At 46.2% G+C, this 14,464-nt stretch carries 13 protein-coding genes and 1 riboswitch; of the genes, 8 read left to right on the top strand and 5 right to left on the bottom strand.

Features of this window, described 5'->3' with window-relative positions:
• Window positions 1–149: 149 nt before the first annotated feature.
• The 3 genes from scpA to T426_RS0114045 form a co-directional block, all read right to left on the bottom strand.
• Window positions 150–2,306, bottom strand: coding sequence for a methylmalonyl-CoA mutase (gene scpA / locus T426_RS0114060; protein ID WP_025863066.1), 2,157 nt, complete (start codon window positions 2,304–2,306; stop codon window positions 150–152).
• A 66-nt stretch (window positions 2,307–2,372) separates the two neighbouring features.
• A complete protein-coding gene (locus tag T426_RS0114055; RefSeq protein ID WP_025863067.1) occupies window positions 2,373–4,301 on the bottom strand; it encodes a methylmalonyl-CoA mutase family protein in 1,929 nt (642 codons plus the stop codon).
• 539 nt (window positions 4,302–4,840) lie between these two features.
• Entirely contained in the window at window positions 4,841–5,182 is a 342-nt protein-coding gene (locus T426_RS0114045) for an arsenate reductase family protein (RefSeq protein WP_025863069.1), read from the bottom strand.
• Between the two features lie 125 nt (window positions 5,183–5,307).
• Here T426_RS0114045 and T426_RS0114040 point away from each other — a divergent pair, with 125 nt between their 5' ends.
• Window positions 5,308–5,952: an HAD-IA family hydrolase gene (locus T426_RS0114040; RefSeq protein ID WP_025863070.1), complete on the top strand. Its 645-nt coding sequence runs from the start codon at window positions 5,308–5,310 to the stop codon at window positions 5,950–5,952.
• A 41-nt stretch (window positions 5,953–5,993) separates the two neighbouring features.
• On the opposite strand, the gene prfB is transcribed toward T426_RS0114040, so the two are convergent.
• Window positions 5,994–7,089, bottom strand: a protein-coding gene (gene prfB, locus T426_RS0114035; RefSeq protein WP_148303665.1) for a peptide chain release factor 2 whose coding sequence is annotated in 2 segments (ribosomal slippage) — window positions 5,994–7,025 and window positions 7,027–7,089 — 1,095 coding nt in all. Because the reading frame shifts where the segments join, the coding sequence is not laid out codon by codon here.
• A 75-nt stretch (window positions 7,090–7,164) separates the two neighbouring features.
• Entirely contained in the window at window positions 7,165–7,638 is a 474-nt protein-coding gene (locus T426_RS0114030; protein WP_025863071.1) for a regulatory protein RecX, read from the bottom strand.
• 122 nt (window positions 7,639–7,760) lie between these two features.
• Here T426_RS0114030 and mobA point away from each other — a divergent pair, with 122 nt between their 5' ends.
• The 7 genes from mobA (at window position 7,761) to T426_RS25210 (ending at window position 14,251) form a co-directional block, all read left to right on the top strand.
• Window positions 7,761–8,330: a molybdenum cofactor guanylyltransferase gene (gene mobA / locus T426_RS0114025; RefSeq protein ID WP_025863072.1), complete on the top strand. Its 570-nt coding sequence runs from the start codon at window positions 7,761–7,763 to the stop codon at window positions 8,328–8,330.
• 362 nt (window positions 8,331–8,692) lie between these two features.
• Window positions 8,693–10,933: a molybdopterin-containing oxidoreductase family protein gene (locus T426_RS0114020; protein ID WP_025863073.1), complete on the top strand. Its 2,241-nt coding sequence runs from the start codon at window positions 8,693–8,695 to the stop codon at window positions 10,931–10,933.
• 2 nt (window positions 10,934–10,935) lie between these two features.
• Entirely contained in the window at window positions 10,936–11,469 is a 534-nt protein-coding gene (locus T426_RS0114015) for a 4Fe-4S dicluster domain-containing protein (RefSeq protein ID WP_051538500.1), read from the top strand.
• Window positions 11,470–11,489: 20 nt separating this feature from the next.
• The gene (gene nrfD, locus T426_RS0114010) at window positions 11,490–12,434 is read left to right on the top strand and encodes an NrfD/PsrC family molybdoenzyme membrane anchor subunit (protein ID WP_025863075.1); all 945 of its coding nucleotides are present in this window, start codon (window positions 11,490–11,492) and stop codon (window positions 12,432–12,434) included.
• 28 nt (window positions 12,435–12,462) lie between these two features.
• Window positions 12,463–12,990 (top strand): YeeE/YedE thiosulfate transporter family protein, encoded by a 528-nt coding sequence (locus T426_RS0114005; protein WP_234406382.1) that lies wholly within the window; start codon window positions 12,463–12,465, stop codon window positions 12,988–12,990.
• 11 nt (window positions 12,991–13,001) lie between these two features.
• Window positions 13,002–13,592, top strand: a complete 591-nt coding sequence (locus tag T426_RS0114000; RefSeq protein ID WP_025863077.1) for a YeeE/YedE thiosulfate transporter family protein — start codon at window positions 13,002–13,004, stop codon at window positions 13,590–13,592.
• Window positions 13,593–13,630: 38 nt separating this feature from the next.
• Window positions 13,631–14,251 (top strand): rhodanese-like domain-containing protein, encoded by a 621-nt coding sequence (locus T426_RS25210; RefSeq protein ID WP_025863078.1) that lies wholly within the window; start codon window positions 13,631–13,633, stop codon window positions 14,249–14,251.
• Window positions 14,252–14,294: 43 nt separating this feature from the next.
• Window positions 14,295–14,430: riboswitch (molybdenum cofactor riboswitch) on the top strand.
• The last annotated feature ends 34 nt before the right edge of the window (window positions 14,431–14,464 follow it).

The raw sequence follows: 14,464 nt of genomic DNA, 5'->3' as shown, positions 1-14,464 counted from the left end.
GTCGGGGAAGCAGTTGTTTGCCGAAAATTGTATGGTCTGGTTTAGATAACTAAATTACAATTTCTTAATGTAAAATGAAATACGATTTTTATGAAAAAAGAAAACCCCGGCCGTAGCCAGGGTTCTCAACTATCGTAAATGAATGAATTCTATTCCTGGGCAGCCAGCAGAATTTCCATAATTTTTTTACCGGCTGTGGTAACAGAAGTTCCAGGGCCAAAAATGGCAACTACACCGGCATCGTAAAGATACTGGTAATCCTGCGACGGGATCACACCGCCGGCAATGACCATGATGTCTTCACGCCCCAGTTTTTTCAGCTCTTCGATAACCGAAGGTACCAATGTTTTATGACCTGCGGCGAGGGAGGAAACTCCCAGCACATGCACATCATTTTCAACAGCCTGTTTAGCGGCTTCTTCCGGAGTTTGGAACAATGGTCCCATATCCACGTCGAAACCGAGGTCGGCATAACCGGTTGCGACTACCTTGGCACCACGGTCGTGACCGTCCTGTCCCATTTTGGCAATCATGATACGCGGCTGGCGTCCTTCTTTCTCCGCAAATTTTTCGACGAGATTACGAGCCTCTCCGAACTCCTTATCGTTTTTCGCTTCTGATGAATACACTCCTGAAATGGTTCTGATTACTGCTTTATACCGTCCGACAACTTTTTCACAAGCATAGGAAATTTCTCCCAAAGTAGCACGTTTTTTTGCTGCATCGATGGCGAGTTCCAGTAAGTTTCCTTTTCCGGTTTCCGCACAACGGGTAATGGCTTCCAATGAAGCTTTTACATCAGCTTCATTCCTTTCGGCGCGCAGTTTCTCCAAACGGGCAATCTGCGATTTCCGCACAGCGGTATTGTCAATTTCCAGGATATCAATCGGGTCTTGTTTGTCAAGTTTGTAGCGGTTGACACCAACGATGGTCTGGTTACCTGAGTCGATGCGACCTTGAGTGCGGGCAGCCGCCTCTTCAATGCGCATTTTCGGCACCCCGGTTTCGATGGCTTTCGACATACCACCCAACTCTTCCACTTCCTCAATGAGTTTCCAGGCCTTGTCAGCCAATTCTTTGGTCAGTGATTCCACGTAGTAAGAACCGGCCCATGGGTCAAGTGAACGACAAATTTCGGTTTCCTGCTGAATGTAAAGCTGCGTGTTACGGGCAATACGAGCCGAGAAATCAGTCGGCAGCGCGATTGCTTCATCGAGTGCATTGGTGTGCAGCGACTGGGTGTGTCCGAGTGCAGCAGCCATAGCTTCAATTGCGGTACGACCTACGTTGTTAAATGGATCCTGCTCGGTTAACGACCATCCCGAAGTTTGCGAGTGTGTACGCAGTGCCATCGATTTCGGGTTCTTCGGACCGAATTTCTTCACGATTTTGGCCCAGAGCATACGAGCTGCACGCATCTTGGCGATTTCCATGAAGTGGTTCATTCCGATGGCCCAGAAGAAGGAAAGGCGAGGTGCAAATGCATCCACGTCCAAACCAGCTTTCATTCCGGTACGGATATAGTCCAATCCGTCAGCCAGGGTGTACGCCATTTCAATGTCAGCGGTAGCACCAGCTTCCTGCATGTGGTATCCTGAAATGGAGATAGAGTTGAACCTGGGCATTTTCTGCGAGGTGAACTCGAAAATATCAGCGATGATTTTCATCGAGAATTCCGGCGGGTAAATGTATGTGTTCCGCACCATGAATTCCTTCAGAATATCGTTCTGGATGGTTCCGGAAAGTTGTTCCAGGGTAGCGCCCTGCTCCAGCCCGGTAACAATGTAGAAGGCCATAATCGGGAGTACGGCTCCGTTCATGGTCATCGAAACAGACATTTTGTCGAGAGGAATTTCATCGAAAAGGATTTTCATATCCAGAATCGAGTCGATGGCCACACCAGCTTTACCAACATCGCCAACTACACGAGGGTGGTCGGAGTCGTAGCCGCGGTGTGTTGCCAGGTCGAAGGCTACCGACAAACCTTTTTGTCCGGCCGCCAGGTTGCGACGGTAGAATGCGTTGGATTCTTCTGCGGTAGAGAATCCGGCATACTGACGAATGGTCCACGGACGCATGGCATACATTGCAGAGTAAGGACCGCGCAAAAAGGGTGGCAGACCAGCGGCATAATTCAGCTGCTCCATGCCTTCCAGGTCGGCTTTTGTATACACCGGTTTTACCGGAATCTGCTCTGGTGTCAGCCAATCTTTTGAAATGTGGTTCTTTTCGGCCCACTCTTTTTCACTACTTGAACAGCCGGCTTTTGAACCTTTTATATTGATGTCTTTAAAATTCGGTTTCATTGCTTGAGTATTTTTAGTGATGAATCATAAATGCCTTCCGGGAAAACCGGAAATCATCTTCATCCCTTAATTAATTCCCAGTTTTTTATTGTAATCCTTCAGTGCTTCCAACAAGTTGGTTTTTACATGAACGAAATTTTCGATGCCTTTCGCTTTCAGCTCATCGGCACATGCCGGAGCTCCGGCAATCACTAAAATTGCGTCATCTTTAATCAACTCGTAAGCCTGAGGTCCGAATTCAGTGTATTCATCATCCGACGAGCAGAGCACAATGATATCGGCATTGGCTTTTTTGGCGGCTTTTACACCTGCATCAATACTGGCAAAACCATTGTTATCGACTACTTCGTAACCGGCAACGGCGAAGAAGTTGGATGAAAATTGTGCACGAGCCTTCCGCATGGTCAGATTACCAATGGTGAGCATGAATGCCTTCGGTCGTCTGTTCGCTTTCGCGAAAGTATCAGTTGCATAACGCATTTTTTCGAACTCTTCAGCGCCGCGGAACAGACAAATTGGTTCTGCTTCGGCTCCGTCAACCTTTTGGGAAACCGGCTCGAAGAAGTTTTTCCCGAATTCAATTTTAGCTTGCTCGCTGAAGTTGGGGAATTGGTTAACACCTAACAGGCTTTCTTTACGAATAGCGACAGCTTTGCGGCGTTTGTCGGCCATTTCGTTAACTTTCGCCTGCACAAAACCTGCTCGGAAGGCGGCGAGGAATCCACCTTTTTCCTGAACTTCCAGGAATAGTTTCCATGCCTCTTCAGCAATGGAGTCGGTGAGCGACTCGATATAATAAGAACCGGCACCCGGGTCAACAATCTTATCGAGGTGTGATTCTTCTTTCAACAGAATTTGCTGGTTGCGGGCAATCCGTTCGGAGAATTCTCCGGTTTCTTCGAAAAACGAGTTAAACGGAAGCACAGTCATCGAGTCGGTTCCGCCTAGCGCAGCCGACATGGCTTCTGTCTGGGTCCGCAACATGTTAACGTATGCGTCGTAAACCGTCTTGTTCCAGATAGAAGTTTCGGAGTGTACTTTCATTTTTCCCGCGCAACGGCAAATACCATCTTTGCATTCTTCTTCACAATCACAGGTTTCATCGCAATGGCATTCCGGCTTGTAAGCCGAAACAATTTGAGACCAAAGCAGACGGCCGGCACGCAGTTTCGCCAGCTCCATGAAATAATTGCCTCCAATTCCCAGGTTAAAACGGATTTTTGGGGCAGCTATTCCGGCGTTCACACCGAGCTCAGTTAATTGGCTGAGGTATTCGGCACCCATGGCCAGAGAGAAAGCCAATTCCTGTACGATGGAAGAACCCGCGTTGTTGAAGTTCTTTCCGTCGATGGAAATGACCTGTAAACTGGTCATTTCAGCGGAAGTTTCCACTGCATTTTTCACGGAAGTGAAGGTTTCGGCATCGGATGCCGCCATCTTTCCTTTCAGCACCAGTTCGCTGAGTGGATCATAGTTGATGGAAGCATTAACTGTCTTCAGGTCATAGCCTCTTTTCCTGGTATGTCCGATGAATGCTTCAGCTAATTGAGCAACATTGCCGGAAACAACAAAGTTGATTTCTGCAGCTTCCAGACAAATATCCTTTAATAAAACATCCAGGTCGGAACCGGAGATGGCTTTGTTGCCAGTGATTACGAATCCAAGAGAAGTGACTCCTTTGTTCAGGATCGTCAGTGCTTTAGCGTTGGCTGCAGTCAGGTCAGTCACCTGAATATCCTGTCGAATGAACCAGTCGTTATTTTGTTTTTTGTTTCCACGCACATAAGGAAAGTTACCGGGAAGCGCATTGAGGTATCCTTTGTCCTCAAGGTTTTCCTGACGGTAAAACGGTTGTACGTTGAACCCTTCGTTGGTGCGCCAAACGAGGGCTCTCTCATAATCCTTACCCTTCAGGTCGGTTTTGATTTTCTCAAACCATTGATCGGTTGATACTGGTGGAAAATCTTTAAATAGGTTTATATCTTTCTCTGCCATAACAATGTAACTGTTTAGAAAAATCGAGGCCAAAGTTAAAGGTTTTATACTAGTTGTTTCTAAAAAATCTAAGCTTTTTTACTGAATCTGATAATAATCATCGGTTTGGAATCGGTAGGACGAGGTAATACTGAAGAGAAAATTATTTATGACATTGTAACCATCTCCATTTGACTCCGTATTAAATAGTAACTTTGCGTATTTTTTTAGTTTGTTTTTGGGGTTTATTTTGATCAATTGCAAAGTTAAATGGTTTTGGTTGTCAGTGATATAAGCTGACATTTAGGGTAATATTAGTTGTTTGATTTAAAAGGCGGCAGGAGCCATTCTGCCGCCTTTTATTTTTCGTTGGTAATTCGATTGTGTTTTATGGAAAAAGATATTTTTGTCTGAAAAAATAGCTCGTCAGAAAAGGGAGGATAGAGTATAATTATAAGAATGATAATATGTGAATAATATAATATGTTATCATGGAATTACTTCTCCGTCCGAAATTTCATCTGCTCTCATCAGGCAAAATCATTAGCCCGGAGATGGTCCTATTTCAGTTCATCAATTTTTTCGGGCGGCTGGGCTAATACTGCTTTTTTCTCTTCCTGTACAATGGGGCGTTGTAATAATTTTGGATTATCAGCCAGAATCTGAAGCCACTCTTCGGTGGTAAACTCTTTTCCTTTTAATTCCTTTTTGTAGTAATCTTCCTGTTTCCGGACCAGATCTACTACATCCAAACCAGTTAGTTTTAACAGGGTTGAAAGCTCTTCAACCGAAAGGTGCTCTTGCAGATACAGGCGCACTTTGTGTTCAATATTGTTTTCTTCCAGGTACTTAAGTCCGGCGCGTGATTTGGCGCAACGTGGATTGTGGTAAATGGTCATCATAGTTCAGCGAATTAAATTATTGTTATCACTCTTGAACAGTTTCCGACGCATTCAGTTTAAGAAAAACAAAAAAGTAACTTACACACCGTGTATTCACGGGAAACACCAACAAAAACAGAGGACGCATGAACGCGGATGTTATCATATTTGATTTTGACGGAACGCTGGCCGATTCGGCGCCGGTGATGGCCGACTGCGCCAATGAACTGGCGGAGAAGTATCGTTACCCGAAGACGGATGATTGGCGTAAAAACCGGAACAAGAGTACGAAAGAACTTTTGCGTGAATCAGGAATTTCATGGTATCGGTTGCCCTTTTTCATGCGCGACATGAAACGAATGTTCCGGAGCAAGATGGCATCAGTACAGCCTTTTGACGGCATTAAAGAGATGTTGGATACTTTAACCCGGGATAAGCGATTGCTGGTGCTTACCAGTAATAAGTTTGAAGTAGTACAGGAATTTTTAAAACGAAACGGGCTGGAGTATTTCGACCGAATGGAGTGCAATATTCCCCTTTTCGGGAAGAGCAAGGCATTGCAGCGTTTGTTAAAAAGTGAATCGCTATCGGCTGATGATGTGGTTTATGTAGGTGACGAGGTACGCGATGTCGAAGCTTGTCAACGGGTGGCGGTGCCCGTGATTGCCGTTACCTGGGGAATGAATACACGGCAGCGCTTATCGGAGCTGCACCCCGGATGGTTGGCTGATTCGCCTAACGAAGTGATTGGTATTCTTCAAAGTAACAAAAGCCCGAATCATTCGGATTGAATGTCTCCGGGCTTTTATCATATCATTTGACGTTATCAGCCTCAGGCCTCTTCCGAAGAGAACTCCATTAGGAAAGCTTTAATGAAGCCATCCAAATCGCCGTCCATAACTCCCTGAACATTGGAAGTTTCATAATTTGTCCGCGTGTCCTTCACCATTTTATAGGGTTGCATCACATACGAGCGAATTTGGGAGCCCCACTCAATTTTCTTTTTGGTGGCTTCCAGCTTCATTTCTTCTTCGCGGCGTTTCCTAATCTCAATTTCATACAACTGAGATTTCAGTAAGCGCATGGCATTTTCCTTATTCTGAAGCTGCGAACGCGACTCGGTGTTGTCGATAACAATTCCACTCGGTCCGTGCCGTAATCGAACTCCGGTTTCCACCTTGTTAACGTTCTGTCCGCCAGCTCCACCTGAACGGAATGTTTCCCAGGTTATATCCGACGGATTGATGTCAATTTCAATTGTGTCGTCAACCAATGGAGCAACAAATACCGAAGTAAACGAAGTTTGTCTTTTACCCTGGGCATTGAATGGTGAAATACGAACCAATCGGTGAACTCCGTTTTCACTTTTCAGGTAACCATAAGCATAATCGCCTTCAATTTCCAACGTAACGTTTTTCACACCGGCATCCTCGCCGGGCACAAGGCTCGATTCGCGGACTTTGTAACCATGCTGTTCCGCCCATCGAATATACATGCGCATCAGCATTTCAGCCCAGTCATTGGCCTCGGTACCACCGGCGCCTGCATTGATTTTCATCACGGCACCCAGCTTATCCTCTTCACGCCGCAGCATGTTCTTGGTCTCTAGGTTTTCGACAGCCTCCAATGCATTGGAATACTGTTCTTCAACCTCTTCTTCCGTGGCTTCACCAGCTTCCTGGAACTCGAAAAGTACCAGAAGGTCTTCAAGTGACTGATTAACTCCCTGAAAAGCATCGGTCCATTGTTTGAGGCCACGAATAACTCTCATTTGTTGTTCTGCCTCTTTGGGATTATCCCAAAAACCAGGGTCCTGAGTCTTTAATTCTTCTTCTTCAATTTGGATCAATTTCTGATCGACGTCAAAGATACCTCCTCAGCGCATCCCGGCGCTCAGCAAGATCTCTGATCTGCTCCTTTTGTATCATGGTATTTCAGTTTTTATTCTGTCGCGCAAAGGTAGGAAAATAAATAGCTTGGCGGAAGCTCTGAAAACGCCCTCTTTATTCCTCTGCCAGCACATCGTCAACAGCGTTGAAAATTAGTTCGGGTTCGAAACCTCTTCCCTGGGCATAACGAACCAGCTTGGCTTTTTTCTCGTATGTCGATTCGGCTTTTATCTTTCCGGCTTTCGCCTGAATAAGTTCTGTCAGGAGGCGTCGGTATTCCTTTTCATCAAGGGCAGCTACCGATTCCTCTATAATTGATGTGTCCACTCCTTTCTGTCGCAAAGCATAGCGTATTTTGATTTTTCCCCAGCCATTGAACCGAAATTTATCGCGGGCAAAAAAGCCAGCAAATCTTGCGTCATCCAGAAATTTCTCGTTTTGAAGCCAGGTGATGGCTTTTTCTGTTTCTTCAGGAGAAATGCCCCAGTCATGCATTTTTTTTCGAATATCGCCACTGCATTTTTCTGATTTACTGCAGAGAGCTGCTGCTTTGCTTATTGCTTCCTTATAATTCAGAATTGGGTTCATAAATAACTTTTTTCAGGAATTTAAAGGTAATGAAAATAGGCGTGAGGTCTTGAGTTGAAGAATAAAATGGACGGCTAAAAGTTAACTTGTTCTGTTTTGGATTTCTGCCTACATTTAGTCGTATGAATCGAGAAAAACTGACACTGGATTTGGGAGGTATTGTACTTTCCGGAGGAAAAAGTACCCGGATGGGAACCGATAAGGGATTTGTTCTTTATCAGGGAAAACCACTTGTGCAATATTCGCTTGCGCTGCTGAAATATTTTTGTCAGGATATCATCATAAGCGCCAATCACGATGCTTATCGTGAGCTTGGTTACCCGGTGGTGGAAGATGAATACATATATTGTGGACCAGCTGGTGGCTTGCATGCAGCCTTGCGCGCATCCACACATGAATGGAATCTGGTGTTAAGCTGTGATGTTCCTTTTGTTACCCGCGAAGTACTCTCCCGACTGATTGGCGCACGCGCGAGTAAAGGCACGGTACCTTATCACGATGGTGGACTTGAACCCCTGGTGGCGATATATCATCATTCCATGCACCTGGTTTTTGAGGAAAATCTATTGCTGAACCAGTATCGTTTGCAGGAAATCATTAAGTCTGCCGATATCCACCTGCTTTCTTTTCAGGATATGTTGGACAAGAATCCCCGCTTGTTTGATAATCTGAATGCTCCGAGTGACCTGTAGATAGAAGGATAGTTATATTTTATATTTATTCTATCTTAATAAGCATAGTATTCTTGCCTGCTTTACAAATGCATCTTCTTTAGTGTCTGAATGTGCAGCCTTGTTCTTTGTAATGAAAAGAATAACAATTAATTATGGCGGCGTATTACCCATCTTTCCCGGTTCTCCTGCAAAGTGCTTAAAAATCAATCTGTAGATAAGTTATTTGGAATAAAACCAAATATAATTACACTCTTGTGCTAAAAAACACATGTCTGAAAGACAGGTAGTTGTGTGGTGTGTTGCTTTCCTGTGATTTTTTCATGTATTAGCATGTTAATAATTGTATATTTTCGTATGTAAATGTTTAAAAGTCTAACTTAATGGTAAAGAGCAGAAGGGATTTTATCAAAATCTCCGCGTTAAGTTCTGCTGGTTTGTTTGTCGGTAATCAGGTCGTTAAGGCTACATCATCGGTTGCCGGCTCCGAAAAGCAGGATAGCGATTATAAGCTGCCCTCTGAATTAAAACGAACTCCCACGTATTGCGAAGTCTGTTTCTGGAAATGCGCTGGTTGGGTTCACAAGGATGAGGACGGTCAGATTAAGAAAATCACCGGTAATAACCTGGATTTGAATAGCAACGGGCGATTTTGTCCTCGTGGTACCGGAGGTGTCGGCATGTATTACGACGAAGATAGGCTGAAATATCCGCTTATTCGAACAGAAGAGCGAGGCAAACAAACCTTTCGTCGTGCTTCATGGGACGAAGCCTTTAAGTACATCGCTGATAAGATGGCCAAAATTAAAGAGGAGCATGGCGCTGAAGCCACAGCCCTGTTTACTCATGGTTCGGGAGGTAAGCACTTCACCAAGCTAATGAAGGGTTTTGGCTCGGCAAATGTTGCTGCCCCCTCGTACGCGCAGTGTCGTGGTCCGCGTGAAGTGGCCTTTATCGCAACCTATGGACAGGGAATCAATTCTCCCGAGAATACCGACATCCGTGATACCCGTTGCATGGTGCTGATTGGCTCACACATCGGTGAAAATATGCACAACGGGCACGTGCAGGAAATGTCGGATGCCATCGATAAAAATGCCACTATTATTACAGTGGATCCCCGTTTTTCCACAGCTGCAAGCAAGTCGAAATACTGGTTGCCAATAAAACCGGCTACCGATATTGCTTTATTGCTGGCATGGATTCACGTGATTATCAATGAAGAACTTTACGATAAGAAATATATTGAGCAGCACGCCTATGGTTTCGATCAGCTGAAGGCGCATGTTCAAAGCATGACTCCTGAGTGGGCCTATGGAATTACCACCATCAAACCCGATGTGATCCGTGAGACAGTTCGTGAAATGGCAAAAGCGGCTCCGGCCACCATTGTTCATCCCGGAAGGCATGTAACTTGGTACGGTGACGATACGCAGCGGTTGCGTGCAGTAGCGATTCTGAACGCACTTTTGGGTTCATGGGGCCGTCGGGGTGGATTCTACATGCCCGATAAGGTTAGTGTTCCACACGCTAAACTTCCACCTTTCCCCAAGCCGGAATTTACATGGCGTGATGCCATGGACGGTAAATATCAGCTGGCTGATCTGGCTTTAGCCAACGGGATGTGCGATGCGACCATTCCAACTTCGGGGATGAACCGCTCTATTAAGGGGTGGATTGTCAATGGAACCAACCTGATTGAAACGTTGCCTGATCGTAAGAAAACACTGGCAGCCATTCAAAATCTGGATTTAATGGTCGTGGTTGATACCATGCCGATGGAAATTACCGGTTGGGCAGATGTCGTTCTTCCCGAATGTACCTATCTCGAGCGGTATGATTCAATCCGTGATTCGCAGCATCGTGAGCCAACTATTGCCTTACGTATGCCGGCAGCCAAACCGAAATACGAAAGTCGCAGTGCCTGGTGGATGGCCAAAAATCTGAGCCGTTACATGGGACTGGAACAGTATTTCCCTTTCGATACACTTGAAGAAGAGCTGGATCATGAATTGAAGCAGATGGGTACTTCTCTTGCCGAAATGCAACAGGTGGGTGTGAAAAAATGGAAGCGTGCTTACGACGATATCTATTTCAAGGATGGAGAAGCAGTAGAATTCTTTACCAATACGGGAAAAATTGAACTCTATTCAACTGCTTTCGCTGAAGCCGGTTTCGATCCGATGCCGACCTACACAGCTCACCCCGAACCTCCACAGGGCTATTACCGACTGATTTACGGCCGGGCTCCCATGCATACTTTCACGCGCACAGCGAATAACCCGAATCTGACTGACCTGATGTCCGAGAATTCGGTTTGGGTGAATCCGAAAGTTGCCCGCGAATGGGACTTGAAAAATGGTCAGGAAGTGTATCTGCAGAATCAGGACAACGTAGTTTCCAGTTTCCCAATTAAAGTCAGGGTAACCGAACGCATCCGCTGGGATTCGGTTTACATGGTTCATGGTTTTGGACATGCCAATAAAAAGTTGTCCAGAGCTTACGGACGTGGTGCCAGCGATGCTGAAATGATTACCAATGTGATGGTTGACCCGATTATGGGCGGAACCGGAATGCGTGGAAACTTTGTAACCTTCAGATTTACGAAAGGAGAGGAGGCCTGATTATGAGATATGCAATGGCTGTTGACAGCAAAAAATGCGTGGGTTGTAGCGACTGCGTAGTAGCTTGTCAGACTGAAAATAATGTACCCATCGGCTATGCCCGTGACTGGGTGCGTGAAATCAACCACGGTATTTATCCTGAGTTGCATACCGAATTGCGTTCGGAGCGTTGTAATCACTGTGATAATGCGCCGTGTGTGCGAAGCTGTCCGACCGGGGCAAGTCATTATGCCGAAGGCGGTATTGTGAAAGTAGCCGAAGAGAAATGTATTGGGTGTAGTGCCTGCATCATTTCGTGCCCTTACGATGCCCGGTATATTCACCCGAAAGGGTATGTCGACAAATGTACTTTCTGCGATCACCGGGTGAAAGATGGCGAAGATCCGGCTTGTGTGGCGGTCTGTCCGACCAAGTGCCTATATTTCGGTGATTTGGATGATCCGAATTCCGAAATGTCAACACTTCTTCGTGTACGAAAGTACAAAACACTAATTCCGGAAGCGGGAACTGATCCGCAATTGTACATCTTAGTCTAAACCTAAAAAATCATATAACAATGAACGAAGATCTCATTGTCAGTGGACGGATGAATCCGCTAATCGACCCGCATCTTGGTGTTTGGGAGTGGCAAATCCCCAGTTACCTTTTTTTGGGCGGTTTGGCTGCCGGCATCCTGTTCTTCGCCGGGCTGTTCGCTGTATGGAATAAAGAGGAGCAATATCCGACTGCTGTCAGAAAAGCGCCTATTCTGGTGCCCTTCATCCTGGTATTAGGACTGCTGTTTCTCTTCCTCGACCTGAAACACAAACTCTATTTCTGGAGATTGTATACAACCATCAAACTGGAATCGCCCATGAGTTGGGGAGCCTGGACCCTGATGGCTATCACTCCGCTGTCCATTGTCTGGGCCGGACTGCATATCCGGGAATTCTTTCCGAACTGGGACTGGAAATTTCAATGGGTGAAGGATGGAGTTAACTGGCTGAATAAATACAAAAAGGAGATGGCCTGGGCGATGATGACCCTCGCATTGATTCTTGGCGTTTATACCGGTATTCTGTTCTCCGCTTTCAATGCACGTCCGTTGTGGAATACCTCCATCCTTGGGCCGTTGTTCCTGATTTCCGGATTGTCAACCGGTGCGGCCTCTATCGTGCTGCTTTCCAAAGTGAAGGCGGAAAGACACATGTTTGCCCGTATTGACTTGGGCCTGATTGCCGTTGAACTGTTCTTGATCATCCACATGTTCATGGGCTTCAATGCCGGTACGCAAACGAAAATCAATGCAGCCGATCTTTTCATGGGAGGCGATTTCACCGCGGCATTCTGGGTGCTGGTTGTCGGAATGGGACTTGTTATCCCTGCGATACTGGAAATTCTGGAGATGCGAGATAAGAAAGTTCCGTACGCGGCGGCTCCTGTCCTTGTATTGATTGGTGGTCTCATCCTTCGTTTTATTCTGGCGCATGCCGGACAGATGAGCCATTGGGTAATGAATTAATGAATCAGAGAATATCTTAAACCGAAAAATGATGAATCTGGATAAAAGTAAAAAGTATTGGAATCCATACTTCGGAGGCGTAATGCTTGGTTTGGTTCTGCTGGCTGCCATCTATACAGCCGGACGTGGGCTTGGAGCCAGCGGTGCCGTAAAGAGTGTGCTCGTAACCGGCATGGAAGCGGTTGCTCCGTCACATGTCGAAAGCACTCCGTTCTATAAAGAATATTTTGCTTCACATTCGGGTAATCCGATGAAATCGTGGCTGGTATTTGAAATGCTGGGCCTCGTAGTGGGAGGTTTTGTCTCAGGAGCAATGTCCGGACGACTGAAGTTCAAAGTGGAACATAGTCCGAAAATTACCAGCCGTAAGCGTATCATCTTTGCCGTATTGGGCGGAATATTCTTCGGTCTGGGCTCGCAGCTTGGTCGCGGATGTACGAGCGGTGCTGCATTGAGCGGCATGGCGGTATTGAGCCTTGGAGGCTTCATTACCATGATATTTATTTTCGGAACAGCATTCGCGCTGGCCTATTTTGCACGTAAACTCTGGATTTAAAACACGAAATTATGGGACCTTTAACGGTATATGAAATCATATCAGCTAATACTAACTTAGTGTTAGCGTTCATCATTGGCATCGGTTTTGGCTTTGTGCTCGAAAACAGTGGATTTTCCTCCTCACGGAAACTGGCCGGAATGTTCTACGGCTACGATACCACGGTGCTGAAAGTATTTTTCACGGCAGCCATAACAGCCATGGTTGGCACACTCATCTTTGCTCTTTTCGGGTGGCTCGATTTGAGTGTAATCTACATTAACCCCACGTATTTGTGGTCAGCCATTCTCGGTGGCGCAGTTATGGGAGCCGGATTCATCCTGGGCGGCTTTTGCCCCGGAACCGCGTTCTGTGCGTTGTCCATTGGTAAACTCGATGCTCTGGCCTTCATTGGCGGACTTTTCATTGGTGTATTCCTTTTCACGGAAGCTTATCCGGTTTTCGAAGGAATTTACAAAGCCGAATTCATGGGTGCACCATTTGTGTACGATGCACTTGGCATGTCGCGTGGTGTATTTGCAGCATTGCTGATCATCGCAGCATTCGGGATGTTCTGGCTGGGAGAATGGTCGGAGCGAAAATTCCCCCGCGATGAATATTAATCGGAAGTTTTAGAGTGAAACTGTAAAAAGAGACGAAAATGAACATGAGATTAAAACTAGCCGCAGTATTCATTCCGTTGGGACTGTTTATTGCCGCTGTTCCTGAAACAAAGACGAAAGCTGTGAAGTCGAGCCCGGATAAAATTCTGAGCGAAGTGCGAAGCAATTCTCATCTCATCACCACCGATGCCGTGGCTGATATGCTGATTCAGAAAGATCCGGGTCTGGTACTCATCGATGTGCGCAGTGCGGATGAATTTGAAGCCTATCACATTCCCGGCTCCATTAATATCCCGATTGACAATATTCTGGCCAATGAATGGGCCGGCTATTTCGATCAATCGGCAAAAATGAATGTGCTGTATTCCAATGGCAACAGCAAAGCCACCGAAGCGTGGATGTTGCTGCGTCAGAAAGGATACAAGAGTAACTATGTGATGCAGGGCGGAATGAACTACTGGGCCGAGACCATCATGAATCCGGAGAAGCCGGCATCGACCAGCCCGGACGATGAAATTGCCCGTTACAATTTCCGGAAAGCTGCCGGCGGTGTATTAGGTGGCGGAGCTATTGCTCCAGCGGATAACAAGGTGTCTGCACCAGCTCCGGCACCGGTTCCTAAGCGTCCAAAGAAAAAACGGGCTGCTGGTGGATGTTAATTGAACAGTGAGCGCGTCCGGGTGACGTAAAACATATAATTGGTTTGATTTTGAACTCCGAGCCTGTTCTCCTAAAGCGAAAGCCATGGAGAGCAGGACGCGGGTCAATCCGGAAACGGTTTGGCCTCCCGACGGAATCAGAGATTCCCGACTTGGAAAGGAGATAACGCAAAGAACCCTGAGCGGTACTATGCGATATTTGCCTGATTTTCC

Origin of the sequence: Prolixibacter bellariivorans ATCC BAA-1284 (assembly GCF_000621705.1) — a bacterium.
In the GTDB taxonomy this organism is placed as follows: domain Bacteria; phylum Bacteroidota; class Bacteroidia; order Bacteroidales; family Prolixibacteraceae; genus Prolixibacter; species Prolixibacter bellariivorans.
Note: the sequence above shows the minus strand (reverse complement) of the source record. Positions and strands in the feature narration are given on the sequence as shown.